This is a genomic window from Salisediminibacterium halotolerans, assembly GCF_003814815.1.
GTDB lineage: Bacteria > Bacillota > Bacilli > Bacillales > Salisediminibacteriaceae > Salisediminibacterium > Salisediminibacterium halotolerans.
Genome location: NZ_RKQQ01000005.1, coordinates 155,121 through 180,614 on the forward strand (window position 1 = coordinate 155,121; position 25,494 = coordinate 180,614).

General features: G+C 47.7%; 22 protein-coding genes and 1 riboswitch. Of the genes, 14 read left to right on the forward strand and 8 right to left on the reverse strand.

What is annotated here, in order from left to right:
* Positions 1-5: 5 nt before the first annotated feature.
* The 6 genes from EDD67_RS10365 to EDD67_RS10390 all read left to right on the forward strand — a co-directional run bounded on the left by EDD67_RS10365 (position 6) and on the right by EDD67_RS10390 (position 8,614).
* The gene (locus tag EDD67_RS10365) at positions 6-482 is read left to right on the forward strand and encodes a tripartite tricarboxylate transporter TctB family protein (protein WP_093074677.1); all 477 of its coding nucleotides are present in this window, start codon (positions 6-8) and stop codon (positions 480-482) included.
* A gap of 54 nt (positions 483-536) precedes the next feature.
* The gene (locus EDD67_RS10370) at positions 537-1,616 is read left to right on the forward strand and encodes a tripartite tricarboxylate transporter substrate binding protein (protein ID WP_242006020.1); all 1,080 of its coding nucleotides are present in this window, start codon (positions 537-539) and stop codon (positions 1,614-1,616) included.
* A gap of 62 nt (positions 1,617-1,678) precedes the next feature.
* Positions 1,679-3,160, forward strand: coding sequence for a tripartite tricarboxylate transporter permease (locus EDD67_RS10375; protein WP_093074675.1), 1,482 nt, complete (start codon positions 1,679-1,681; stop codon positions 3,158-3,160).
* 127 nt (positions 3,161-3,287) lie between these two features.
* The gene (gene helD / locus EDD67_RS10380) at positions 3,288-5,534 is read left to right on the forward strand and encodes an RNA polymerase recycling motor HelD (protein ID WP_121439961.1); all 2,247 of its coding nucleotides are present in this window, start codon (positions 3,288-3,290) and stop codon (positions 5,532-5,534) included.
* Positions 5,535-5,712: 178 nt separating this feature from the next.
* Positions 5,713-6,849: an MBL fold metallo-hydrolase gene (locus EDD67_RS10385; RefSeq protein ID WP_093074669.1), complete on the forward strand. Its 1,137-nt coding sequence runs from the start codon at positions 5,713-5,715 to the stop codon at positions 6,847-6,849.
* A 94-nt stretch (positions 6,850-6,943) separates the two neighbouring features.
* Positions 6,944-8,614, forward strand: coding sequence for a SulP family inorganic anion transporter (locus EDD67_RS10390; RefSeq protein ID WP_277872128.1), 1,671 nt, complete (start codon positions 6,944-6,946; stop codon positions 8,612-8,614).
* Positions 8,615-9,000: 386 nt separating this feature from the next.
* Here EDD67_RS10390 and EDD67_RS10395 read toward each other — a convergent pair whose 3' ends face one another.
* From EDD67_RS10395 to EDD67_RS10405, 3 genes are read right to left on the reverse strand one after another with little or no spacing between them, the layout of a single operon-like run.
* Positions 9,001-9,714 carry a hypothetical protein gene (locus tag EDD67_RS10395; RefSeq protein WP_121439963.1) on the reverse strand — a complete coding sequence of 238 codons (714 nt, stop codon included), beginning with the start codon at positions 9,712-9,714 and terminating at the stop codon, positions 9,001-9,003.
* Entirely contained in the window at positions 9,711-10,445 is a 735-nt protein-coding gene (locus EDD67_RS10400; protein ID WP_121439964.1) for a hypothetical protein, read from the reverse strand. The genes EDD67_RS10395 and EDD67_RS10400 overlap by 4 nt, the downstream gene beginning before the upstream one ends.
* Positions 10,432-11,334: an ATP-binding cassette domain-containing protein gene (locus EDD67_RS10405; protein WP_121439965.1), complete on the reverse strand. Its 903-nt coding sequence runs from the start codon at positions 11,332-11,334 to the stop codon at positions 10,432-10,434. The genes EDD67_RS10400 and EDD67_RS10405 overlap by 14 nt, the downstream gene beginning before the upstream one ends.
* Positions 11,335-11,576: 242 nt before the next feature.
* Positions 11,577-11,753: riboswitch (cobalamin riboswitch) on the forward strand.
* Between the two features lie 167 nt (positions 11,754-11,920).
* Between EDD67_RS10405 and EDD67_RS10410 the strand changes: the two genes are divergently transcribed.
* From EDD67_RS10410 to EDD67_RS10430, 5 genes are all read left to right on the forward strand, one after another.
* Positions 11,921-14,104, forward strand: a complete 2,184-nt coding sequence (locus EDD67_RS10410) for a ribonucleoside-diphosphate reductase subunit alpha (RefSeq protein ID WP_242006022.1) — start codon at positions 11,921-11,923, stop codon at positions 14,102-14,104.
* Positions 14,105-14,121: 17 nt separating this feature from the next.
* A complete protein-coding gene (locus EDD67_RS10415) occupies positions 14,122-15,165 on the forward strand; it encodes a ribonucleotide-diphosphate reductase subunit beta (protein WP_121439967.1) in 1,044 nt (347 codons plus the stop codon).
* A 32-nt stretch (positions 15,166-15,197) separates the two neighbouring features.
* Positions 15,198-17,012: an anaerobic ribonucleoside triphosphate reductase gene (locus EDD67_RS10420; protein ID WP_121439968.1), complete on the forward strand. Its 1,815-nt coding sequence runs from the start codon at positions 15,198-15,200 to the stop codon at positions 17,010-17,012.
* Positions 17,009-17,488, forward strand: coding sequence for an anaerobic ribonucleoside-triphosphate reductase activating protein (gene nrdG, locus EDD67_RS10425; RefSeq protein ID WP_121439969.1), 480 nt, complete (start codon positions 17,009-17,011; stop codon positions 17,486-17,488). Before EDD67_RS10420 ends, nrdG begins: the two co-directional genes overlap by 4 nt.
* Before the next feature lie 387 nt (positions 17,489-17,875).
* A complete protein-coding gene (locus EDD67_RS10430; RefSeq protein WP_121439970.1) occupies positions 17,876-19,021 on the forward strand; it encodes a dicarboxylate/amino acid:cation symporter in 1,146 nt (381 codons plus the stop codon).
* 48 nt (positions 19,022-19,069) lie between these two features.
* Here the strand turns inward: EDD67_RS10430 and EDD67_RS10435 are convergent, their stop codons facing one another.
* Together EDD67_RS10435 and EDD67_RS10440 are read right to left on the reverse strand one after the other, a co-directional pair.
* Positions 19,070-19,477 carry a VOC family protein gene (locus EDD67_RS10435; RefSeq protein ID WP_093072440.1) on the reverse strand — a complete coding sequence of 136 codons (408 nt, stop codon included), beginning with the start codon at positions 19,475-19,477 and terminating at the stop codon, positions 19,070-19,072.
* 32 nt (positions 19,478-19,509) lie between these two features.
* Positions 19,510-20,499 carry an oxidoreductase gene (locus EDD67_RS10440; RefSeq protein ID WP_121439971.1) on the reverse strand — a complete coding sequence of 330 codons (990 nt, stop codon included), beginning with the start codon at positions 20,497-20,499 and terminating at the stop codon, positions 19,510-19,512.
* Between the two features lie 141 nt (positions 20,500-20,640).
* Between EDD67_RS10440 and EDD67_RS10445 the strand changes: the two genes are divergently transcribed.
* Together EDD67_RS10445 and EDD67_RS10450 are read left to right on the forward strand one after the other, a co-directional pair.
* Positions 20,641-21,366, forward strand: a complete 726-nt coding sequence (locus tag EDD67_RS10445; RefSeq protein WP_121439972.1) for a class I SAM-dependent methyltransferase — start codon at positions 20,641-20,643, stop codon at positions 21,364-21,366.
* Between the two features lie 80 nt (positions 21,367-21,446).
* Positions 21,447-22,073 (forward strand): trimeric intracellular cation channel family protein, encoded by a 627-nt coding sequence (locus EDD67_RS10450; RefSeq protein ID WP_121439973.1) that lies wholly within the window; start codon positions 21,447-21,449, stop codon positions 22,071-22,073.
* A gap of 54 nt (positions 22,074-22,127) precedes the next feature.
* Here EDD67_RS10450 and EDD67_RS10455 read toward each other — a convergent pair whose 3' ends face one another.
* The 3 genes from EDD67_RS10455 to EDD67_RS10465 form a co-directional block, all read right to left on the reverse strand.
* Positions 22,128-22,472 (reverse strand): hypothetical protein, encoded by a 345-nt coding sequence (locus EDD67_RS10455; RefSeq protein WP_121439974.1) that lies wholly within the window; start codon positions 22,470-22,472, stop codon positions 22,128-22,130.
* A 146-nt stretch (positions 22,473-22,618) separates the two neighbouring features.
* Entirely contained in the window at positions 22,619-23,419 is an 801-nt protein-coding gene (locus tag EDD67_RS10460) for a YihY/virulence factor BrkB family protein (protein ID WP_121439975.1), read from the reverse strand.
* A 30-nt stretch (positions 23,420-23,449) separates the two neighbouring features.
* Positions 23,450-24,643 carry a MalY/PatB family protein gene (locus EDD67_RS10465; protein ID WP_121439976.1) on the reverse strand — a complete coding sequence of 398 codons (1,194 nt, stop codon included), beginning with the start codon at positions 24,641-24,643 and terminating at the stop codon, positions 23,450-23,452.
* Between the two features lie 137 nt (positions 24,644-24,780).
* Between EDD67_RS10465 and EDD67_RS10470 the strand changes: the two genes are divergently transcribed.
* Positions 24,781-25,125: a hypothetical protein gene (locus EDD67_RS10470; RefSeq protein ID WP_121439977.1), complete on the forward strand. Its 345-nt coding sequence runs from the start codon at positions 24,781-24,783 to the stop codon at positions 25,123-25,125.
* Positions 25,126-25,494: the final 369 nt, after the last annotated feature.

The window sequence follows — 25,494 nt, forward strand, 5'->3', positions numbered from 1 at the left end:
AGGAGGTGGAGACCATCAAAACAAATATCATTTTCGGAATTGTCATTATTATTTTTGCCGGTGCATTTTACTTGCAAACCGGGGATTTTCCAACAGAATCGCGGCTGTTGCCAAGGTTGGTGCTGATCGGCTTGATGGTCACAGGCGGGTTGATGATCATTGATGCGGTTGTGAAACTGAAGAAAGGCACTGAAGAAGGCGGATCCAAAATGACGAAAAAGGGATTTATTTATCAAATTTTGCTTCCCGGTCTTCTGATGCTCGGTGCTTACCTTGTTTTACGGCTGTTTGGTTTTTTTGTCGCTTCATTTGTACTGGTGATCGTCTTATTCTTTTATCAGACGTACCAATCTTACGGGACAAAAATCAACATACGTCATTTTGCTAAAGGGGTGATGGTTGCAACAGTTATAACAGGACTTATGTATATTGTCTTTTCGGTTTTGTTGGGTTTGCCGACACCGGACGGGGAAATTCTTTAACAGTCGTTTTGGAAGCGCTTCAATAGTTAAATATAAAAAAGGGGTGAACGGATTATGATGAAAAGAAAAAGTCTTTATGGTGTGACAGCATTGTCTCTCGGGGTTATTTTGGCAGCTTGCGGCGACGAAGAAGCGGGAAACGATAACACGCCAAATGATAATGACCCAGCGAATAACAATAATGTTGCGAACAATGACGCCGATAACAATGCTGAAGCAAACGCAGATGACGATGCGGAAGAAACGGATTATCCTGAAAACGATATCGATATTATTGTTCCTTACAGCGCCGGGGGCGGCGGAGATACGGTCGCGCGGATTATTTCAGATGAACTTTCCGACGAACTGGGTGTTTCGATCAATGTCATTAACCAAGAAGGCGCCGGCGGAGAAATCGGTATTTCAGAGATGGCGAACGCTGACAGCGACGGCTACACGCTCGGCGTGTTTGGGTATCCGGATAATCTCGTCTTAGAAAACACGGCAGACACAGATTTTGATTTTGACAGCTTTGAATATTTGGCAGCATTCGATGACGTGCCGCATGCGCTATTCGCCTCGCCGAGTGCTGAGTTTGAGACGATGGATGAACTGACTGAGTATGCGGAAGAAAATCCCGGTGAATTGACATTCGGTGAATCCGGCGCATTGGGACTGCTGAAAATTTTGGCTTATGAAGATGAAGCCGGTGTTGATGTTTCTGCTGTTAACTATGAAGGCGGCGGAGATTTAATCAATGACTTATTAGGTGATCATATTGATGTAGCTTCTTCTTCCATCACGTCTGCACCGGAAATTACTGACGCCGGAGGAACACCGCTTGGTTATGCTGCCGAAGAACGCGTAGAAATGTTTGATGATTATCCGACGCATCTAGAGCAGGATTACGACCTGGAAATGGGAGTATCCCGCGTGCTGGTAGCTCCGGACGGTGTACCTGATGATGTAGTAAATGCACTCTCAGATGCATTAGATACCATCGGTGAAAGCGAAGACTTTGCCCAGCAGTTCGAAGAAGCCAACCTTCCGTACCGTTATATGGGACATGAAGAAGTGAACGATTACCTTGAGAATGCGAACGAAACGCTGCAGCCGATCATCGATGAAAATGAAGATGACTTCGGGGGAGAGTAAGCATTAATGACTGGAAGCCGGAAATATCCTTTTTCGGCTTCCTTGCCCAGGAGGATTGAATCATGCAAGCAATGGATATACTCGTCGGCATCCTTTCCTTCGAAGTGTTTTTGATTGTCTTCGCCGGTGTTTTGATCGGAGTCATGGTCGGAGCCGTTCCCGGTTTGAACGGGGCGATCGGCATATCGCTTTTGTTGCCGCTGACATTTGCGATGGAGCCGCAAATCGGTCTGCTGCTTCTCGGCGGTATTTATATGGGCGGGATGTACGGCGGTTCGATTACGGCGATACTGTTAAACGTGCCGGGAGACGTGGTCGCGGCTCCGGCAGCGATGGAAGGGTATCCGCTTACTAGACAGGGACGAGCCAAAGAAGCACTGTATTATTCAATATTTTCGAGTATGTTCGGCGGTTTGATCGGTGTCCTTGTACTAATCTTTTTTACGCCGCCGCTTGCCAATTTTGCATTGCAGTTCGGTCCGGCGGAAATGTTCTTTATCACATTATCCGGGTTAATCATCATCGGCGCGATTGCCGGAGAAAATATTTACAAATCTTTTTTTGCGGCGCTGATCGGTTTGTTTATCAGCACAATCGGAATGGACATGGCAACAGCAACAGAACGGTTCACATTTGATTCGCAGGCGCTGCGGGCCGGTATACCGGTGATTCCTATCGTGCTCGGAATGTTCTGTTTTGCTGAAATGTTCCACAACCTGGGCAAAAAAGCGAATGAAATTGTGACGTATAAAGATCAACAAATTAAACGGATGACCGTCTTTAAAGATATTGTGAAGAACAAGTGGCTAGTCATTAAAGGCGGTTTTTTCGGAACTGTGATCGGTCTTCTTCCCGGTGTCGGAACAACATTGGCTGTATTTATGTCTTACGGCGAAGCGAAACGGGTTTCCAAGCGCCGGGAGGAATTTGAAAAGGGCAACCAGGAAGGGATTATTGCTGCTGAATCAGCGAATAATGCCACGGTCGGCAGTACGATGGTTCCGCTCTTGGCCCTCGGTGTCCCGGGAAGTCCGACAACAGCAATTATTGCCGGTGCGCTGATTATTCACGGTATTATTCTCGGTCCGGATTTGTTTGTCAACCGGCCGGATGTCGCCTATACATTTCTGTACGGGATGTTGTTTACCGTCGTTGCGATGGGAATCATCGGTGTATTCGGAATTAAGTATTTCGCTTACATTTTAAAAATCCGTATGGAATACATTGTTCCGACTGTTCTTGTTTTTGCTTTGTTCGGAGCGTACAGTTTCCGCAACAGTGTGTTCGATGTGTTAGCAGCGATTGTGATCGGTATTTTCGGCGCGCTGTTTAAAAAGCTGAATGTGCCTTTAGCTCCGGTTATTATCGGTGTTGTATTAGGTCCGCTGATTGAGACGAACTTAACACGGTCGATGACGATTGCGGAAGCACAAAATCTCCCCCTTTTACAATATATGCTGACAAATCCATTGGCGATGTTTCTCTTTGCGCTCGTGTTTGTCATCTTGTACATTGTCATCCGCATGCGTCGCCGAACGTTCTGATCTCGGACTGTCTTCCCGCTTTCATCCAGAAAGCGGGATTTTTGCATTTTTCAAGAGATCACGGCGCCTTTCTAAGTATTTTCCGGGCGTGATATAATACACAGCAGAGGCGAAAGGAGTTTATATCATGAACGCAGAAGAACACCCGGATTTTCTCGCAGAAAAAGAACGTTTGGACGAGACAGTTCAGTATATCCGCGAAGTTTTAGCAGCGGCGAAGGACGATCATCAGGCGTTTCAAGGTAATATCAAACAAGCGCTGATAGATCTTGACCACCTTGACAGCTCGAACAGCTATACGAATATTTTAGCGAATGCCAACCGTTTAGGAGCGACTGAACGGGACATTGAACATTTAGAAGTGATTCAAAACCGGCCTTATTTTGCCCGGATTGACTTTTCCCCCGAAGGCACGGAGAGGGTAGATCCGTTATATATCGGTAAAACCTCATTATTAAAAAAAGACTCGCATGAACCTGTCATTGTGGATTGGCGTTCACCGATCGCGAATATGTATTACGAAGGACAGCTCGGTGCGGCTTCGTATGAAGCACACGGCCGGACATTTACCGGTGAGTTGAATTTAAAACGGCAATACAGTGTGAAAAATGCTGAACTCGATGAAATACGGGACATCGATTTAACCGCTCGTGATCAAATGCTTCAGGAGTCGCTGTCAACAAACGCTGACAGCCGGCTGAAAGATATTGTTTCCACGATTCAGGCTGAACAAAATCAGATTATCCGTGCGGATATGACGAAGCCGCTTATCGTTCAAGGTGTGGCGGGAAGCGGGAAAACAACGATTGCGCTCCACCGGATGGCGTACTTTATCTATACCTACGCAGAGGATTTTGATCCAGAACAAATGTTGATATTAGCCCCGAACCGGCTGTTTCTTGATTATATTTCGGATGTCTTGCCTGAGCTCGGGGTCGGCCGGGTAACACAGACGACGATGACCGATTACGTGCAAGGCGCACTTGGAACAAAACTCGATTTTATTTCAAAAGATGAAAAGCTGGTATCTATTATTGATTGTGCTCCCGAAGCAAAAACGGCGGAGTGGGCAGCATCGGTGAAAAGTTCACAAGAATATTTTCGCGCTTTAAAAGACTACGCAAACGACTTGGCCTCATCCTGGGTGCCGGAAGAAGACTTGATGCTGGAAAGGTATACGATTTTTTCCGCTGAACGCATGAACGAACTGTTTTACGAGGAATATACGTATTTGCCGCCGTATAAACGACTTTTAAAACTGAAGGAAATCGTCAAGACCCACGTTAAACAACGCTCAGCAGAGATTATTCAAAAAGTAGAGAATTTATATGAAGAAAAAATTGAAAAAACACGCCACGGCGTCCGTGATGAAGAAACAAGACGGGAAAAAGTTGTCAAGCTGATGGATAAAAAAGAAACTCACCTTGAAACCTTAAAAGCGGAAGCAAAAAAAATCGTTCCTTCGTTTACAAAACAGCTGCCGAAAAAGACAGTGTTTCAATACTACGAAGCTTTTTTAACCAAAGAGAATATCCAGGAGACGTATTTAAGTTCACTCTTATCAAAAGAAGAACGCTTAGATTTGCAGAAGCAAAGTAAAGCTGTCCGTAAAATGAAGCGTTACGACCTTGAAGATGCAGCGCCCTTATTGTATTTACAAGTGAGGTTGTTCGGGATTGATTCTGACTGGACGTTTCAAAATGTGTTCATCGATGAAGCGCAGGACTATTCCCCGCTGGAGATGCAGGTGTTGAAAGAAGCAAGCGGGACGTCGCAATTTACGATTCTCGGCGACTTATCGCAAGGAATTCACGCCTACCGAGGGATTAAAGGGTGGAGTGAGATTACCGAGGATGTTTTCCCGGATGCAACTTATCTCACTTTGCGCCAAAGCTACCGATCAACAGTTGAAATTATGAATGCAGCGAACGAAGTGATTCGGCGACAGCCTTATGAAGATATGATTTTAGCAGAACCGGTCGTCCGGCATGACGAGGAGCCGACTTCGATTCGTGTTGACGGGTATGAAGAGGCGGCGAAAAAGATCGCAGCTAAGGTAAAAATGATGCAGGATGACGGGTATCAATCGTTTGCTGTCATTGGGAAGACATCGGAAGAGTGCGCCGGGTTAAACACGGCGCTCTCGAATACTGCCCCTGAGCTGACTTCAGCTGTACTGGATGAAGATGAAGAGCACGGCAGCCGAGACATTGCGATTGTTCCTTCGTATTTATCGAAAGGACTTGAGTTTGATGCGGTGTTTATTTCGGTTTTAACCGAGACATATAAAAAAACAACGCTTGAAACAAAACTCCTTTACGTTGCGATGACCCGTGCGCTCCATCGTTTATATTATCTTGAACCGAGCGAATAAGCATGAACCTCACCTTCTTTTGAGGGCGAGGTTTTTTTATCAGTTTAAAGTATTGACAATTCCGTGAAAGTTTATTACTATACCCATAGGGGTAAAGTTAATAAAGCAAACAGAAAAGAAAAATTTTTAATCCCTTTTATACCCTAATAGGTATACAAATCATAAGGAGGATGAAACGATGAGTTTAAAACCGATGACAGCTGATGAAATGGGCAAAATGATTATTAACCGTGACGAGTTGTTTGTCTTAGATGTGCGTAACGAAGAGCAGTATAAAGAGTGGAGAATTACTGGAGACAGTGTAACTTCGATGAATAAGCCGTACTTCGATTTAATCGAAGGAGTGGACGAGATTCTTGATGATCTTCCGGCAGACAAACCGATTCTTGTGGCATGTGCGAAAGAAGGTTCATCTAAATTTGTCGCTGATCAAATTGTCGAGGCAACCGGACGCGATGTCTTTTACCTTGAAGGCGGGATGAAATCGTACAGCGAAGATTTGCAGGCGGTTAAACTGGGAGACTTATCGAACGGCGGGGCGCTTTATCAATTTGTCCGTCTCGGTAAAGGCTGTCTTTCCTATATTGCTGTCGCTAAAAACGGTGAAGCCGCGATCGTCGATGCCACGCGAATGACCGATCAATATCTTAAATTTATCGAAGAAAACAACTTAACATTAAAACATGCGATCGACACTCATTTACATGCCGATCATATTTCCGGCGCGCGTACGCTGCGGGAAAAAACCGGCGCGAAATATTGGCTTCCATCGAAAGATGCAGAGGAAGTTCAGTTTGATTATGAAGCATTTGAAGACGGTCAAGAGATTCAAATCGGCGACGAAGCAATCACATTAAATGCCGTGTACTCGCCGGGGCATACAATCGGCAGCACGTCGGTTATTATCGATAACGAGTATTTAATTACGGGCGATATTTTATTCGTTAAATCTATCGGGCGTCCGGATCTCGCCGGAAAAGCAGAAGATTGGGTCGGCGATCTGCGTCACTCGCTGTATGTGACGTACAAAAACCTCGATCAGAACTTGAAGGTTTTGCCGGCGCATTTTGCTCATTTTGAAGAAGTTGATGAAGCAGGCCGCGTCTTCGAAAAACTCGGCGTATTATTCGAAACAAATGACGGGCTTTTGATTCCAGACGAAGCAGAGTTCCGTGAATATGTCACCGGCAACCTCCCGCCGCAGCCGAATGCTTATCAGGAGATTCGTCAAACGAATATGGGTAAGATCGATCCAGATCCGGAAGAGAAAACGGAAATGGAAATCGGACCGAACCGATGTGCGGTGACGGAATAAGCTGATTTGCGAAATGTTGTGCAAGACCCGGCCATAAAGCTTAGGCCGGGTCTTTTGTGATACAATGTTTTTGAAAATGCTGGGAGGTGTCTGCTTGCGTAACTGGATTCCGTTAATCGGTCAACTACAAGATTATGATTTGCGTCAGGATATGAAAAGTGATTTAAATGCTGCTTTGATCGTCGCCATTATGCTGATACCTCAAGGAATGGCGTATGCGATGCTCGCCGGGCTTCCCCCGGTGATGGGCTTATACGCTTCGACAGTGCCGATTGTGATTTATGCGCTTCTCGGTTCTTCGCGGCAATTAGCCGTCGGTCCAGTGGCGATGGTGTCGCTCCTTGTTTACACAGGGGTTTCCGGTATTGCGGAGCCTGGTTCGGAGGAATATATTGCTTATGTGTTGCTCTTAGCGTTAATGGTTGGCGCGATTCAACTGCTGCTGGGGTTATTACGCCTGGGGGCTGTGACGAAATACATTTCTCACGCGGTGATCAGCGGATTCACTTCCGCAGCGGCGATCATTATTGCTTTCAGCCAAATGGACAGTCTGCTCGGAACAGACTTAGGCGAATCGAAAAATGTCTTTATTATTATGATCGAAGCTGTTCAAAACATAGGAAACATCCAGGCCGAGACGTTTTTCATCGGTTTGGCAAGTATCATTGTGTTGTTTTTGATGAAAAAGTATACACCGAAAATCCCCGGACCGCTTACAGTAGTCGTTTTGTCGATTGCCGCGGTGCAACTGTTTAATCTCGAGCAGACAGGTGTAGAGGTTGTCGGTGAGATTCCCGGTGGTCTTCCCGGGTTAACAATTCCGGCGATGTCGGCTGACGCCGTTTTAACGCTTTTGCCGATCGCAGTGACGATTTCATTAATCGGTTTTGTGGAGTCGTATGCGATGGCCAAAGTGATTGCAACGAGGGAACGCTATGCAGTTCATCCTGATCAGGAATTGCGCGCACTCGGGGCGGCAAACATCGGAACAGGGTTCTTTTCCGGTTTTCCTGTCACCGGCGGATTTTCCCGCTCGGCAGTGAATTATGACTCTGGAGCAAAAACCGGCTTAGCAGGCATGATGACGGCTGTATTTGTAATATTGACCTTATTATTTTTCACATCCTGGTTTTATTATTTGCCGCAAGCGGTGTTGGCGGCGATCATTATCGTCGCCGTCTACGGACTGATCGATGTAAAAGAGCCGAAGCATTTGTGGCAGGTAAAACGGGCTGATGCTGTTACGCTTGCGGTCACGTTTATCGCGACGCTTGCGGTCGGGATTGAAGCGGGGATTATAACAGGCGTCGGTTTTTCGCTGACAGTTTTTCTCTACCGGAGCGGCAAACCGCACATGGCTGAACTCGGATATTTAGAGTCCGAAGGGGTATACCGCAACATTAAACGGTTTCCGCAAGCGAAAACGGATGACGATAAACTTATTATCCGGATCGACGCGCCGATTTATTTTGCGAACATGGCTTACATCGAAGAGCAGCTCCGTCACTATATGCTGGAGCATCCGCGATTAACGCATGTAATTTTTGATTTTTCTTCAGTCAATGACATTGATGCGGTTGCAGTGGATGAACTGGAAAAATGGCTCGATCACCATGGTTCCAGAGGGATCCGTTTCTATTTTGTCACCGTTCACGGTCCGGTTCGCGACATCTTTAAACGCGCCGGCTGGGATGAAAAATTCGCCGGCAGCCTGTATTACCGTGATATTAATGAGGCGCATAAAGCTGCCTCCAGTTATTCATAAATGCGCTGACCGCCTGCTATATAGCAGGCGGTCAGACTGCAGACGAGCTAGTATTTTGACGTAAGCCGCTCAGCCGCTAACCTCCGCTTGCCCCGGGCAAGGACTCAGCTAGGATTCGGCGGTCTCGTACCGCCGAATCCGGATCTTCGTCTCTTGCTTTCCCGGAGGCGTCGGAGGAAGTGGCTGCGCGGCTTTCTTGCTTTCCAGAACAATACTGAAATCGCGCTGTTTAAAACGAGCGCAATGCTTCGTCATCCGGTCTTTAAACAAGATAACATCTGACGATCTCATGATGTTCTCTATGTTCTGACCGCCTGCTCCAGAAAGCAGGCGGTCATTGCTGTTTTAAACTCTAATAGCTTTCGTTTTCTTGTGCAATAAACTGTTTATTCTGCGCTTGAACGATGGATGCGGACATCGTGGTTTTGGGCGGCTTGACCGCCGCTTACGCCGGTGTCCGGCGGTACCTGGAGGTGAATCATCATCGGTTCCGGCTCGATGTTAAACGGTTCGACAATCGGCTGGCGGTCGCGGACAAACTGATTGACGGCAAAATCGTTTGTATACGAGGTGAGCGAAACAGAAGCACGCTCTTCGGCAAGGAAAATGAGGTCGCCATTTTGAACGTTGTATTCTGCTTCCGGGAACACATGGGTCATATCCTGTCCTTCGATGGATATAAGCGGATAGACATGAAAAATCTCCACTTCGTTTTCCAAACCGTCATTTTCTTCAACGAATAAATGAATGTCGGCAAACCCGTCTACATGCGGCTGAAACTGTAAAGATTCAGCATCAAAAGCGAGTGAGAACGCATCAGTGCGGGTCGCTTCATCCAGCGTTTCAAAATCACCTTCATACGTCCATTGTTCCAAATCGTCTTCTGAAGGCAATTCCTCTGCTTCATGAGACAGACCATCTTCGCTGTACGTATTAAAAGCGATCGATACCGGCGCGATGAGCAGTAAAAGAAAGAGATAAATGAAGAAACTTTTAACGGTTCGGTCTGCTCCGCTTGTTTTCCAGGGAAGAAGATGATAACGGAAAATAAAAAAACCGGCGATCATCACTAAAATGATCCAAAAAAGAAGTTCGATCATCTTCTCACCTCCAAGGTTCTTGTCAAAGAATAGACAGCGCTCCACATAATCACTGCGGCTGTAATAACTTTCAATGCGAAAATGATCAAACTGGATTCATTCACAAAAAAACTGTAAACCGATTCTAAAGCGCCGCTTGCAATTGGAATACCGAATAATACGGCGGCTAAAAAAGCAATGATAACAATGCGTAAAAATTTACTTACTTGAAACAGCCAGCCGATCAAATAACTGATCGATGCAATCAAGAAGAGATATAACGTAATGCCGGCTGTTCCGATTAAAAACTCTCCCGGTGAGAGCGGATGGCCGACAGCGAGGTCGATATCGAGAGCGATTAAGTGAGAGAGCTGAATAATATACGTCGTCAGCATCGCAGTGACCGCGCCGGCGATACTTGCCAGGAACAGAAACGATGCGTTGGCAGCGTGACTCGTCAATCGCGTCGTGATAAACGTGTAATCATCCGCTTCATAAGCACGGGTTGTGATGATAAAGGCAGAAATCGCAATCCAGAGAAAGGTTGCAATAATGATGAACGCCGCGTTATAGGTCGTATAGTGTAAATTGAGCGGACCCGGTTCCGTCATGCTTCCTCCGCCGGTCCCGCCGAACGCAGCTGCAACTGCTAAAATTTGCACGATCATCAAGGTCCAGATCATCCCTGAAAATCCGCGAATTTTATACTTGAGCTGCTTAGCAATGATTGCCGGTGTGTTAATGTGCGTCATCGTCAGTCCTCCCTGCAGCGGTTCGGCTTAAATAGCGGACGGCTTCTTGCAAAGTGACCTGTTCAATATCGACGGAAAAAGACTCGGCATCTTCAGCTTGCGGGGATTCGGTATATACAGCGGCAAAGACCGAACCGTCCGGAAGCTTCTCACGGTACAACTCTGTTTTACCGCCAAGGTATGCTTCAACAGAACGGGCGTCCCCGCTGACTTTTAAGACGTGATGACGGATATCTGCGACAGGGCGGTTCAATAACAGCCGGCCTTGGTCCATCATCAGAATATCCTCTAATAACTCATCGATTTCTGAAATGTGATGAGAGGAAAGGAAAATCGTTCGCGGGACACTGTTGTATTCGCGTTTTAGCCAATGATAGAATTCTTGTCTGACCGTTTCGTCCATGCCGACAGTCGGTTCATCGAAGAGCGTGATGGGACAGCGGGAAGCAAGCCCGATCACAGCATGAAAGGAGCTTTTCATTCCTTTAGACAGTTCTTGATGCCGTGCATCGCCGGGAAGACGAAAGCTTTGCATCAAATCTTGAGCGACAGATGCTGACCAATTGGGATAAAATGTTGCTGCCGTATGTAAAATTTCATTCAGCTGCAGAGAAGACGGAAAGGACATTTCGTCATCAACAAATATTGAATTAGCCGAGACGGTTAAATTGTTGAACGGGCGGACGCCAAAGACTTCAACAGTTCCGCTGGAAGGACGCTTGAAACCGGCGATCACTTGCATGAGCGTAGTTTTTCCGGAACCGTTGCGTCCGACCACACCGTTAATCGTATGACGGGCGGTTTCGAAAGTAATATTATCAAGTGCGAGGTCAGCTTCGCGCGGACCGAATTTTTTTGTGACGTTGTTGAATTTCACGGCAGTTTCCATTAGCGGACGCTCCCTTGCTCATCGATTTACGTACCCGTTTTGTGAGGAAAAATTTATTGTATCTGCTATTTTACGTGACGCCGCACAAATGTCAATCAGCGCGGGCGCGGACGAGTTTTGAGCAAATCTGATTGGACTGTTTCACGGCTCAATCTACAAAAGAACTATTGAATGTTTTACTGTTCTCAGATAGAATTGCACAATATATAAGGTTATGAGTATTTAAAAAATCTATATATAGTATTGAGGATTGAAATGAAGGTGCCGCAGGCTTAATAGGGAATCCGGTGCAAAGCCGGAACTGTCCCCGCAACTGTGAGGCGGACGAAATGAGCGACCCACTGCATGTTGACGATGCGGGAAGGACTCAAAGTAGGAAGATGCCGAGTCAGGAGACCTGCCTTTGTTTCAGATGTTAGTAATCTCCGGGGGCTGAGATTGCGGGACAGGACTCCATGAAGAGCGTGATTCGCCTGGGAAAAATGAGGCGAATACTCGTGCAATGGCAGACTGAATCGCAAAACGCTCCCTTCCGGATTCATTTCCGGAAGGTTTTTTAATGTTCAATTACAGGGAGGCATCAATTATGGTTCAGGTACTGCAAGGACGAACGGACGAGTTAAAAGAGCGGTTTCCGCATTTAAGCTGGGACCGATTTGAACGAAAGGCCGCCGGTTTAGCAGATGGCAATGATCAACGAGCGGTTCTATACGCGTTAGATGAAATGACAGATGAAGAGGCGGATTGGACGTATGTGGCGGCTGCTTTTGCCCTGGATGACATGTATCAGGAAGCTGAACGCGTTCGCGGTCACGTTCCTTATCAGTCTTATCCTGAATGGGTGCAAAGAAAAGTTGCTGACGGACGGCTCGATCCTGTCTTAACTGAGAAATACAGCGCGGATGAATTAGCAGCGGCCGCTTCGATGATTGAAGCGGACCGTGATTTGAAGTTTACGTATATCGGGCTGAAAACGTTGGCTGACCGTTATTTATTGCGTAGCTTTGACGGCAGCCTGGAAGAACTGCCGCAAGAGCGCTGGCTGACGATCGCGCTTATTTTGATGCAGGATGAAGCGAAAAATCAACGGCTCGGTTATGTGCGTGAAGCTTATTGGGCTTTATCGAACCTGTATATGACAGTAGCAACTCCGACGTTAGCGAATGCCGGGAAGACGCACGGTCAGCTGTCGAGCTGTTTTATCGACACGGTCGATGATGATTTGCGGGGGATTTTTGACAGCAATACTGATGCTGCGACGGTGAGTAAAAACGGCGGCGGACTCGGGCTTTATCTCGGAAAAATCCGCAGCCGCTCATCATCGATTCGCGGTCATCCCGGCGTGTCGTCCGGGGTAATTCCGTGGATGAAGCAGCTGAACAACACCGCTGTCAGTGTCGATCAGCTCGGCCAGCGCCAGGGTGCGATTGCTGTTTATCTCGATGTTTGGCATAAAGATATTTTCTCCTTTTTGGACGCGAAGTTAAACAACGGCGACGAACGCCAGCGAACGCACGATTTATTTACCGGCGTGACGCTGCCGGACCTGTTTATGGAAAAGGCCGAGGCGCGCGAGCCGTGGTATTTGTTTGATCCTCATGAAGTGCGAGAGTTGATGGGATTTTCACTGGAAGATGCGTACGATGAAGAGATCGGAGCAGGATCGTTTCGGGAAAAATACGAGGCGTGCGTCAACACAGAAGAACTCTCGAAAGACAAGGTTGAAGCGATCGATATCCTCAAACGGATCATGGTCAGCCAGCTTGAAACGGGAACGCCGTATATGTTTTACCGCGACACAGTCAACCGGCTGAACGCGAACAATCATGCCGGAATGATTTACGGATCGAACCTTTGCACGGAAATCACCCAGAATATGAGTCCGACGGTTATCAGCGAAGAAGAAACGGAAGACGGTCAAATTAAAATCACGAAAGATCCGGGCGATTACGTCGTCTGCAATTTAAGTTCGATCTCGCTTGCTTCCGCTGTCAGCGACAATGCACTCGAACGGCTGATCCCGATTCAAGTGCGCATGCTCGATAATGTGATTGACGTCAATCAGATCCCGGTGCCGCAAGCGAAACTGACGAACGGAAAATACCGCCCGATCGGGCTCGGGACGTTCGGCTGGCATCACCTGCTTGCGAAGAAAAAGATTAATTGGGAGTCCGAGGAAGCAGTATCGTATGCGGATGAACTGTACGAACAAATCCATTACTTGACGCTGAAAGCAAGTGCGGAACTGGCAGAAGAAAAAGGAGCGTATTCGCAGTTTGCCGGCTCGGATTTTGCGACAGGCGCTTATTTTTCAAAACGAGGTTTAACGGATCCGAACTGGCAGCAGCTGCAAGCAGACATTCAGGCGAAGGGGCTTCGAAACGGCTACTTAATGGCGGTCGCGCCAAACGCGAGCACGTCTTTAATCGCCGGATCAAGCGCATCGATCGATCCGATTTTCAAAAAAATGTACGCCGAAGAGAAGAAAAACTTCAAAATTCCTGTGACCGCGCCGGAGCTGTCGGCTGAAACAACGTGGTACTACAAACCGGCGCATTTGATTGACCAGCATTGGAGCATCCGCCAGAATGCGAAGCGGCAAAAGCACATTGACCAAGCGATCTCATTTAACTTGTACGTCCCGCATTCGATCAAAGCGAAAGAATTGCTCGATCTTCATTTAGATGCTTGGAAGCAAGGGTTAAAAACGACGTATTACGTCCGCTCAACGTCAACGGAAATCGAAGACTGTGACAGCTGCTCGAGTTAAGAAAGGAGTCTTAGACAATGAAATCAGAACCGTTAAAAGAACGAAGTTTGTATGATGTCGACGCGCCGAATGCGTCGACCGGCATTTTGAACGGAGAAAGCTCGAACGTGCTTAATTGGGACGATGTCCGCTTTCCGTGGGCGTATCCGCTGTATAAAAACATGCTCGCGAATTTTTGGACGCCGTTTGAAATCAATATGTCTTCAGACATTAAAGACTTTCAGTATTTGTCAGACAACGAAGAAGATGCCTTTAAAAAAATCATCGGGCTCTTAGCGTTTTTAGACAGCATCCAAACCGATTATGCGATGCATGTTTCAAAGTACGTGACGGACTCAAGTTTGAATGCGCTGATGACGACACTCGCGTTTCAAGAAGTTGTCCATAATCAAAGCTATTCTTACGTGCTTTCCAGTTTAGTATCAAAAGACGAACAAGAGGAAATATTTGAGTATTGGAAGCACGATCCGGTGCTCCGAAAACGCAACGATTTTATCGCAGAAGGCTACGAAGCGTTTGTCAATAATCCGACGCCGGAGACGCTGTTAAAATCAATTGTTTATGATGTCATTTTAGAAGGATTGAATTTTTACTCCGGTTTCAGCTTTTTCTACTCGTTGGCGCGCGACGGAAAAATGGTCTCGACCTCAACGATGATTAACTACATTAACCGCGATGAACAGCTGCACGTCATGCTGTTTGCCCGGATGTTTAAAGAAATCCGCAACGAATATCCGGAACTGCAAGGCGAAGAGATTGACCGTTTTGTCCAGGAAACGTTTATCGAAGCGGCCGAACTGGAAATTGAGTGGGCGCGCTACATTATCGGCAATGAATTTCCTGCGATTCCAATCGGGGATTTGGAAGACTACATTCGTTTTATGGCGAATAAGCGGGTCAACGAACTTGGCGTGGAACGGCCGTTTGATGGCTACCGGAAAAATCCGATGAGCTGGATTAAAGTGTATGAAGACATGAACGACGGGAAGACTGATTTCTTCGAGCAGAAACCGCGCCAATATGCGAAAGTTTCTGAAGATAACGGGTTCGACGATTTGTAATACGGGGAAAAATTAAAGAGGGGGAGTAAACAATGACACTGGGGATCGCGCCATTCGCGAAGATCATTGATACTGACAGCGACGTCTTAAAAGAAAATGCGAACGTTAACGGCTCGACACCGCTTGGAAAAATGAACGCTTTTGCAAGCGAAACGATGAAGTGGTTTACAGACGAAAAACTATTGGAAAAAGAGATTCGCGAAGCAGAAGAGGAGAACGTCCTGTACATTCATGATAAAGATTACTATCCGACCGGAACGACGACGTGCTGTCAAATTCCGCTCGGGAAACTTTTACAAACAGGTTTTCACACCGGTCACGGGTACATTCGCCCGCCGAAATCGATCACAACAGCGTTTGCGCTGGCAGCGATTGTTGTGCAGTCCAACCAAAACTTTCAGCACGGCGGGCAAGCCTACCCGGCGATTGACCGCGATTTAGCGCCTTTTGTCGTTTTATCATACGAAAAGTACAAAGCGGAAGGGTACACCGATGACGGTGCTTGGGAAAAAACAAAAGCAGAAGCGGCCCAAGCCGCCGAAGCGTTTATTCATAACCTCAATACAATGCACTCACGCGGCGGCGGACAAGTGCCGTTTGTATCGATCAATTTCGGTACGGACATCTCGGAAGAAGGCCGATTGATCACTGCTGAAATCTTGGCAGCGGTGCAAAACGGTCTCGGCCGCGGCGAAACACCGATTTTTCCGATCCAGATTTTTAAAGTCAAAGACGGAATCAACGGCAACCCGGAGGATCCAAACTACGATTTATTTTTAAAAGCGGTTGAGACGTCTTCGCGCCGGCTCTATCCGAATTTCAGCTTTCTCGATGCTCCGTTTAACCGGGCTTATTACCGTGAGGATGACCCTGATACGGAAGTAGCCTACATGGGCTGCCGCACGCGCGTAATGGGCAATGTGAACGGCGAAGAAACGGTATCGGGGCGGGGGAATCTCTCGTTTTCATCGGTAAATCTCGTGCGGCTGGCGTTGAAAGCAGACGGGGACTTATTGGCTTTTTTCACGGAACTGAATAAGGCGGTTGCTTTATGCATGAAGCAGCTGCATGGACGCTACGATTTTCAAGGCAGCTTTCCGGCGTCGTCGTTCCCGTTTTTATATGCGCAAGGCGTTTGGCGGGGCGGGGAAACGCTGAATCCCGGGGATCGTGTCGAACCGCTTTTGCGCGAAGGCTCTTTAAGCGTCGGCTTTATCGGTTTAGCCGAAGCGCTGCAAGTTTTGACCGGGAGCCATCACGGAGAAAGTGACGAAGCGTGGCAGCTCGGTCAGGAGATTATTGCGGAAATGCGCCGGTTGACCGATGAAGAGACGGCACGAAGCGGGCGAAACGTCGCGCTGCTTGCGACACCTGCAGAGGGGCTGTCGGGAAAGTTTGTCGCCAGAGACCGTGAGATGTTCGGGGATGTGAAGGGGATCACTGATAAAGCGTATTATACGAATTCGTTTCATCTGCCGGTTTATGCGGATGTGACCGTGAAAGAAAAAATTAACAGAGAAGCTCCTTTTCACTGCTACTGTAACGGCGGACATATTACGTACGTGGAAGTCGACGGCAATGCCTCGGCAAATACGCAAGCATTTCAAGAAATTATCGCGTACATGAAACAGGCCGGCATCGGCTACGGTTCGATTAACCATCCGGTTGACCATTGTTTTTCCTGCGGCTATCAAGGAATGATCGGCGACGAGTGTCCGACATGCGGCGAAGAAGATCCGGCAAACATCCAGCACATCCGCCGGATCACCGGTTACCTTGTCGGCGGTCTCGACCGCTGGAACGAAGCGAAGCGCGCTGAAGAAAAAGACCGGGTGAAGCATCGATGAAGGTGTTGGCAATCAATCGTGATTCGATCGTCGATGGCGAAGGTTTGCGGACAGTGGTTTATTTTGCCGGCTGTCCGCACCGCTGTTACGGTTGTCACAACCCGGAATCTTGGGACTATGATCAAGGGGAAGACTACACCGCAGACGAGCTCGTCGAAGCCGTGCTGCAGGGAGAAACGCAAAATGTGACGTTGTCCGGCGGTGAACCGTTCGCCCAGGCAGAAGAGGTTTATCCGGCAGCGGCCGCGCTAAAACGCTTCGGTTTAAACGTCTGGAGTTACACCGGCTACGAGTATGAAGAATTGGCAGAGAGCGGAACAGACAGTCAAAAAGCTCTGCTTGAGACGATTGATGTTCTCGTCGACGGACCGTATCGTGACAAGGAGCGGGACACGACACTGGCTTTTCGCGGAAGCCGGAACCAGCGGATCATCCGCTTAAAAGAACAGGAAGCCGCGCAGCTTCCGTCAAAATAGCAGTTTATCTTCATTCTAAGGACGTTTTGTAAAAAACGTCTCAGAAAAAAGCCATGCATCCACTCCACCGACGCCTCCGGGAAAGCAAGAGACGAAGATCCGGATTCGGCGGTCTGATACCGACGAATACTAGCTGAGTCCTTGCCCGGGGCAAGCGGAGGGCAGTGGATTCATGGCTGACAGCAAAATAATCGTTTGTCTACAATCTGGGACGTTTTGTTAAAAAACGTCTTTTTTTTGTATTGAAAGCGTTTGCTGAAAACTGAGAATTGCGACTGTTCCGCGGGAGTCTTGAAATCGAGAGCAAAAAGAGGCAATATGATCGTGGGTGAAAAACAAATGTCCTTTTTGTAAGGACGTCAATCAGCAAAGAAAGGAATGACACCATTGAAATTAATTTTAAAACTGATTTTAGGTATTCTTACTGGTATTGTCGTTGGTTTAGTCGGATTTGAACCGCTGACAAAGCTGTTCATTACATTTGAAATGCTCTTTGGACAGTTTATTGAATTTATGATTCCGCTCATTATCCTCTTTTTTATTGCGTCAGGGGTAGCAAATCTTGGCGGAGCTTCGGCGAGACTTGTCGGATTGAACGTCGGGGGAGCTTATTTGTCCACCGTTCTTGCCGGTATCATGGCTTATTTTGTCGCGGTGGCAGTGATGCCGATGATCGCTTCGGAACAGGCGGCCCCGGAAGAAGGCGCCGGATTGGAACCTTTCTTCGAACTCGAAATCGAACCTTTAATGGGCGTGATTACAGCGCTTGTGATGGCGTTTATGTTTGGGATCGCGATGTCCAAACTGAAGACATCCGCGCTGATTCAAGTGTTTGATCAAGGAAAAGCAGTGATTGAACTTGTGATCAAAGGGATTATCATCCCGCTCCTGCCGTTTTTCATTGCGGGAATTTTTGCCGGGATAGCGGAAGAAGGGACTGTATTTGCCACGCTGCAAATCTTCGGGCTCGTGCTGTTGGCCGCGATTGCACTGCATTGGGTGTGGATTTCCCTGCAGTATATTCTCGTCGGACTTTATACAGGACGCAATCCGCTCCAGTTAATCAAAACGATGCTTCCTGCTTACTTTACAGCGCTCGGAACGATGAGCTCAGCGGCAACGATCCCTGTGACTGTTAAGCAGGCAAGAGAAAATGGGGTTCGTGAAGAAGTAGCCAACTTCAGTGTACCGCTCGGTGCGACGATTCACTTAGCCGGAAGTGTCATCACGATTGTCAGCTGTGCTGTCGCTGTGATGGCTGTACTGGACGGTTTTACGATCCCTGGTTTCTTTGAAATGCTTCCGGTGATTGCGATGCTCGGGATTATCATGGTTGCCGCTCCCGGGGTGCCCGGCGGTGCGATCATGGCAGCGATCGGTGTGTTGACGAGCATGCTCGGCTTTACCGAAGTGGCGTTTGGCTTAATGATCGCTTTGTATATGGCCCAAGACAGCTTTGGCACAGCTGCTAACGTGACCGGTGACGGCGCGATAGCGCTTGCGATCGATAAACTGACAGAGAAGGTCAAGTAAATAAAGACAGACAGAAATCCCTCTGCGATTTTAACGCAGAGGGATTTCTTACGGCCGTAAATGCGGGGAATCATCATCCGGTTGGATAAATTCAATTTTGTTTCCGTCCGGGTCGCTGATCCAGCACTGCCAGTTTTGTCCGACACCGCGTTTCGGTTCAACATCGAGCATGATGCCTTGGTCGCGAAGCTGATTGGCGGTTTCGCGGATATCGTTTACGCGAAAACAGATATGGTGCATGCCGATCGTTTTCGGTTCATCCGGCCGCTCGACTTCGCCGCCGTAAAACAGTTCGATGAACTGTTGCGGCGCCGTTTGAACGTATTCAATCCAGGGATTTCCGTTGTCATCTTGGACTTGAAAGCCGTACTTAAACCCAAGCTTGTCACAGTAAAAGGCAAGTGAACGATCCATGTTTTGAACCGTGAATGCGATATGAGCGATCCCTTCTGTCATGCGTAGCCCTCCTTCAACCGATTGAAAAGAATTTATTTCTTTACATTCACGAGCGTGCGCCCGCGGGCCTGACCTTGCACGACACCGGCGATTGCTTCGTTTAAGCCGTCGAGGCCGATTTCCTGTTGGACGATGTCTTCAAGGTGAGCCGGTTTCAAATCTGTTGCCGCGCGCTGCCAAACTTTTTCGCGAAGCGGCATCGGGCAGTAACTGGAATCAATTCCGAGCAAGTCGACACCGCGCAAAATAAACGGAACGACGGTCGTCGGGATATCAATGCCGGCCGTCAGTCCGCTGACGGCGACGGCGCCGTGCTGTTTCACCGATGATAAAATGTAGGCGAGCGGCGCTCCGCCGGTGGCGTCAACAGCGGCTGCCCAGCGCTGCCGGTCTAACGGCCGGCGCTGTTCCGGATTGAGTTCATCGCGATGGATGACATCATTAGCGCCGAGACGGTAGAGATAATCGTGTTCGGAATCTTTGCCGGTGCTTGCGGTGACGCTGTAGCCGCGTTCGTTAAGCATCGAGATCGCCATGCTGCCGACACCGCCGGTGGAACCGGTCACTAAAATCGGCTCTTGCGACGGATCGAGGCCGTTTTCCTCGAGGCGGTGAATCGACATCGCGGCTGTGAAACCGGCGGTACCGATAATCATCGCTTCGCGCAGCGTAAGTCCCTCAGGAAGCGGTACGACCCAGTCTGCCGGCACACGGGCGTATTCGGCATAACCGCCGTCATGGCCGACACCTAATTCGTAACTCGTACAAATGACGTCGTCGCCTTCTTTAAAGCGCGGATCAGAAGATGACACGACTTTTCCGGACAAATCAATGCCCGGTGTAATCGGATAGCCTGATGCTACTTTCGATTTCGGATCGAGTGCGAGAGCGTCTTTGTAGTTCACACCGGAATAAAACACTTCGATCACGACGTTGCCCTCAGGCAGCTGTTCTTCATTCTTCTGCACGACTTCGCCGGTTCCGTTTCCTGAAGCCGAAAAAGCGCGAAATGGTTGATTCATAGAATGACCTCCTTGAAAAATGGTGTAAATACCCATCTTTTATTTTGACGGAACAGCATAGGCTTGTCCAGCACTGTGATACGTATCACTGCATTCAGACCGGAAAAATAGTGTAATTGCCTATGAAGGAGTGAATGGACAATGACGTTTTACGATATTTTAAGCCGCTATTATGATGATTTGTTCGGCGTCAAACAAGGAGCTGTGAACAGAGTTATCGAAGCTTTTAAAGGACAGAAAGACGTGAATCTGCTCGATGCGGCAGCGGGAAGCGGTTCTGAAGCAGCAGCATTTGCGAAAGCAGGCTTTAACGTTTCCGCGCTCGACAGCAATGCCCGGATGGCAAAGAACATCAGCCGAAAAGCTGAAGCGCAAGGTGTGAAGATCGAGACGGTTCATGCCGGGATGGAAGAAGCTGAAGAGTTATGGCCGAAAGCGGTGTTTGATGTCATCATTTGCATCGGAAATTCGTTCGTTCATTTGCCGGATAAATCTGCGATGATCCGCCAGCTGAAGCAGTTTCGCGAACTCTTAAAGCCGGGAGGGCGCTTATTGATACAAACCGTGAATTACGATCGCGTTTATGCTGAAAATATCACCGAACTCCCTGAGATTCAGCATGCGGAAAAAAACTTGCGTTTTCAGCGTTATTACCAGCTCGAAGGGAATCGGATCCGGTTTCAAATGCGGCTATACGCTTGTGACGAAGTTTTTGAAGCGGAAACGCTCCTTTATCCGTTGACGGAGGCTGACTTAAAAGAAGTGCTTGCGAGCGCAATGTTTAGCTCCATAGACATCTTTGGCGATTTTTCCGGACAGCCGTTTCAGATCGACAGTCCTTCGCTTGTCGCCGAATTACGAAAATAAAAGCTGTTCTTGCCTTTTTCCGCAGATTCCTCTAAACTTTTCATCGAATCAAGTGTGAAAATAAGGAAGGAATTGTTTTTATGTGGGAGATATTAAATATGATCGGGACGATTGCTTTTGCTTTGAGCGGGGTGCTTGTTGCAATGGAAGAGCGATACGATCTGATGGGGATATACATTCTCGGCTTTATTACGGCGTTTGGCGGGGGAGCGATCAGAAATTTATTGATTGGTGTGCCGGTAGAGGAGCTTTGGAATCAAGGGCCGTTATTTATTGCCGCTTTCTTTGTGATGACAGCAGCGTTTTTTGTGCCGCGGATTTTGCAGTGGACCCTGCTGCGACGCGGGATATTTTTTGATGCGATCGGTCTCGGCGCGTTTTCGACGCAAGGCGCGATTTATGCTTATTCGATGGGTTTGCCGTTAAGCGCTGCGATTGCAGCTGCGGCGCTGACCGGCACGGGAGGCGGGATGGTCCGCGACGTGTTGGCAGGCAGGAAACCATTATTTTTGCAACGGGAAATCTATATTGCTTGGACACTGATTCCGGGAATTGTTGTTGGATCAGGCTGGGTAACCTCTGATATCGGGTTAGTTTCAATCGTGGCCGCTGTAGTTACGCTTCGTCAGTTTTCCGTCTACTATCGCTGGCGTTTGCCGAACCGGGAATGGCCGGTTGTTTCAGATGGAAAAAACTATGGATCATAGACCGCACCGTCATTTTGGAAATAATCGGCCTACGGTCTGTTCATCGTTTTCCGATTACACCTCGCGCCATTGCAAATTCGCGAATTGTTCATTCAATGCTGCTTGGCGAAAGGAATGATCGACGTGCTGTTTTGATTGGTTGATAATAAATGAAATTTGTCGGAATGATTCGTTATTAAAAAAGTTATAACAGCGTTCGAGCAGGTGCCATTGGTAGTCAGATTGAAGGGGAAAGGATAAGCAGTCCAGTTCAATGTTGTAACTTTGCGGAGAGATGAGCGATCGGTTGTCTTGGTAAGATTGAAGCAATTCTGTCCAGTCATGTTCGTTGAACAACCCTTCGATTTTAATGTTCATCCGTTTATCGTAAGGATTGATCTGAATGAGGTGACTTCCCAAACAAGTATACGTCCTCTCTTTGGTTTGTCTTCAGTTTCCACAGTACGGCAACATCCTCTGTTTTTCAACAAGGTGATCCTATTTTTCATGATTTTTTACATCATTGAGACCGTAGAAAGCCGCGCTGAACCATTGGTTCAACGCAGCTATTTGACCCATTGCAGGCCTTCTTTTTTGATAGCATTGATCTCGCCGCCGATTAGAATGACGAGTGCGGAAATGTGAAACCAGACCATTAAAACGATCGCAGCCCCGATTGCTCCGTAAGTAGCAGAGTAATCCGCAAAATTACTTAAGTAGGCGGAAAAGCCGAGTGTCGTCAGCTGCCATCCCAACGTCGCAAAAATTGTCCCAACATACACATTTTTAAAAGACAGCCGTGTTTCCGGTCCAATTAAATATAAAGCGAGAAAAACGCCGAATGTTAATAATGTAATTAAGATCCAGCGCAATAGACCGGCATCCATCAGCCACATGTCAAAATCGAGCCACTCGGTCAGCAGGCCGCCGATGACTTGCAACGTTAACGCAGCTACGACGACGGCAAACATCCCGACGGTCAGTCCCATGGAAATCAGCCGCCCTAAAATGAGTCCGCGCCGCTTAGTGACGACATAAGACAAGTTCAAAGAGCGCAAAATCGCGTTGATCGCAAGCGATGCTGTCCAGAGAGTAAAGAGGATTCCGAGTGACAGCGCCCCGGTGTTGCGATCCTGCGCTAATGACTCGAGCTGCCCTTCAATCACTTCTGTGACGCCGGCAGGCATATAAATATCTTCAAGGAGCATTTTGAAGTCTTCGACAGTAAAAGGGACAAACGTCAATAAACTGACCATCACAATCATAAACGGAAAAAGCGAGAGAAGAAGAAAGTAAGCGCACTGTGCACCGAGATAAATCAGCTGGTGTTCCTTGAATCGATAAAACATTTCGCGAGCGTACTGCATCCGCGTCCTTCTCCTTTCGCCGTGAGGTCGTTATGCGTTCGTTTTCTCTAATAGCGGTGTCACTGCTGTTTTGATTCGTTCGAGTCCTTCTTGCACAGTTGAACGAGGGCAAGCCACATTCATGCGGACGAAACCTTCGCCGCCGCTCCCGAAACTGTGGCCAGGGTTAAAGCCGACTTGTCCTTCTTCTATGAAGAGCCGGTTTAGTTCTTTATCATCTAAATTAAGCGCGCGGCAGTCGATCCAGACCAGGTAAGTCGCTTCAACCTTTTTGACCTTAAGCGGTGTGAGTTCCCGGCGGAAAAATTCATATACGAGTTCAACATTGCCCGCGATGTATTCACGCAGTTCGTCAAGCCATTCTTCGCCATGCTTATAAGCTGCTTCCATCGCGAGTACGCCGAATGTATTCAGCATATTAACGTTATTTTTTTTATCGAAAGCCTGAAGTGCTTCCAGCCATTCACGATTAGATGTGATAATGAATGATGCCTGCAACCCGGCGAGATTGAACGTTTTACTCGGCGCGGACAGGGTGATCGTTTGCTTATCGATATCTTCTGAAAGTGTTGCGGTCGGAAGATGCTTGTAACCGGGCAAGGTAAGATCCGCATGTATTTCATCAGAGACAATGATGACGTTATGCTTCACGCATAGCTCAGCCATGCCGCGCAGTTCGTCTTCATTCCACACCCGGCCGACCGGGTTGTGCGGTGAACATAATAAAAACATCGTCACATCGTCTCGGGATACAGCCGCTTCAAAATCAGCCAAATCAACGGTGTACGTGCCGTTGACTTCTTTGAGCGGTCTGTTTTCAATCTTACGCTCATTTTCTGTTGTCATCGAGAAAAACGGCGGATAAACCGGCGACTGGATCAGCACCTTTTCGCCGGGGTTTGTCAGTGTCTGAATACACTTTGAAATCGACGGCACAACGCCGGGACTGTAAAGAATCTCGCTCGATTTAAACTGCCAGTTATAATGCTTCTCCATCCATGTTTGGATCGCCTCAGTCACCGACGTCCCGGTATATGTATACCCGAAAATACCGTGGTTCAGCCGTTGTTGCATTGTATCCAAAACAGCTTGCGGCGGCTGAAAATCCATATCGGCCACCCACATCGGCAAGATGGTCTCTTTTGTATTGAATATCTCTTCCGTGCGGTCCCATTTCATTGAGGCCGTACCGTTACGGTCAATTTTTTGATCGAATGCAGTCATCGTAAAACACACCTTTGTTGAAAGATTCTTCTTAAAGTATACGTGCTGAAGCGGATTTTCGCCAATGAATAATTTGAATTGAGCAGATTTTCCGCTACAATAGGGGAGATATCAGTTTAGAAATGAGGGAAATCACGTTGAAGAATGTTTTGGGTTTTATCTTTGAAATATTGCGCATCCTTGTCGTCATGTTTGTTATTTTAGGTGCGTATGCGATTTTTAATTCATACGTGCTCGAATGGTTAGGCGGCATCCATATATTAGGCGGATCGTGGCTGGAGCTGGTCTTCTTTCTACTGCAAGCCGGCGGCATTCTTATTTTGATTACCGTTTTTTACCGCAATAAATTGAAATTGTCCGGTGCGATGAGAGAATATCAGCCTCCGTTTGCGCCTGAAACGGCGAGGAAAATGGTGATTGCAGGCATAGCGGCGATTGCCGTATCCTATGTAATTTTATTTGCGCTCGCGATATTTTCATAAAAGTTGTTTATGTCAGCTTTGAAACGGCTCTCGTCAGCGTTTTATAAAGCGAGCGACGTCCGGCAGTTAACGATGATCACTAGTGAGCATTCAGAGTGCAGACAAATGATTATTTTGACGTAAGCCACGCAGCCACTGCCCTCCGCTTGCCCCGAGCAAGGAGGTCTCGGAGGAGTGGATGCATGGCTTCCTTCAATTTAACATCGATCGATGTCATGACTTTGTCGACAATCTACATGCTCACTAGTGAGCATGTAATTTGAACAGCAGCCTGATTTTCCACTATATTAGCGGTAGAAAAGTTAATTTCGTTCTTGAGATGCTGAGAGAACACCGATCGTCTGCAGCTTAGTTTCTAAATATTTCAAA

Excerpts from the sequence above, each read along its gene's own strand:
- EDD67_RS10370 (WP_242006020.1), top strand. The coding sequence starts at position 537 with ATGATGAAAAGAAAAAGTCTTTATGGTGTGACAGCATTGTCTCTCGGG.
- EDD67_RS10375 (WP_093074675.1), top strand. The coding sequence starts at position 1,679 with ATGCAAGCAATGGATATACTCGTCGGCATCCTTTCCTTCGAAGTGTTT.
- helD (WP_121439961.1), top strand. The coding sequence starts at position 3,288 with ATGAACGCAGAAGAACACCCGGATTTTCTCGCAGAAAAAGAACGTTTG.
- EDD67_RS10385 (WP_093074669.1), top strand. The coding sequence starts at position 5,713 with ATGAGTTTAAAACCGATGACAGCTGATGAAATGGGCAAAATGATTATT.
- EDD67_RS10395 (WP_121439963.1), bottom strand. The coding sequence starts at position 9,714 with ATGATCGAACTTCTTTTTTGGATCATTTTAGTGATGATCGCCGGTTTT.
- EDD67_RS10400 (WP_121439964.1), bottom strand. The coding sequence starts at position 10,445 with ATGACGCACATTAACACACCGGCAATCATTGCTAAGCAGCTCAAGTAT.
- EDD67_RS10405 (WP_121439965.1), bottom strand. The coding sequence starts at position 11,334 with ATGGAAACTGCCGTGAAATTCAACAACGTCACAAAAAAATTCGGTCCG.
- EDD67_RS10410 (WP_242006022.1), top strand. The coding sequence starts at position 11,921 with ATGGTTCAGGTACTGCAAGGACGAACGGACGAGTTAAAAGAGCGGTTT.
- EDD67_RS10415 (WP_121439967.1), top strand. The coding sequence starts at position 14,122 with ATGAAATCAGAACCGTTAAAAGAACGAAGTTTGTATGATGTCGACGCG.
- EDD67_RS10420 (WP_121439968.1), top strand. The coding sequence starts at position 15,198 with ATGACACTGGGGATCGCGCCATTCGCGAAGATCATTGATACTGACAGC.
- nrdG (WP_121439969.1), top strand. The coding sequence starts at position 17,009 with ATGAAGGTGTTGGCAATCAATCGTGATTCGATCGTCGATGGCGAAGGT.
- EDD67_RS10435 (WP_093072440.1), bottom strand. The coding sequence starts at position 19,477 with ATGACAGAAGGGATCGCTCATATCGCATTCACGGTTCAAAACATGGAT.
- EDD67_RS10440 (WP_121439971.1), bottom strand. The coding sequence starts at position 20,499 with ATGAATCAACCATTTCGCGCTTTTTCGGCTTCAGGAAACGGAACCGGC.
- EDD67_RS10445 (WP_121439972.1), top strand. The coding sequence starts at position 20,641 with ATGACGTTTTACGATATTTTAAGCCGCTATTATGATGATTTGTTCGGC.
- EDD67_RS10450 (WP_121439973.1), top strand. The coding sequence starts at position 21,447 with ATGTGGGAGATATTAAATATGATCGGGACGATTGCTTTTGCTTTGAGC.
- EDD67_RS10460 (WP_121439975.1), bottom strand. The coding sequence starts at position 23,419 with ATGCAGTACGCTCGCGAAATGTTTTATCGATTCAAGGAACACCAGCTG.
- EDD67_RS10465 (WP_121439976.1), bottom strand. The coding sequence starts at position 24,643 with ATGACTGCATTCGATCAAAAAATTGACCGTAACGGTACGGCCTCAATG.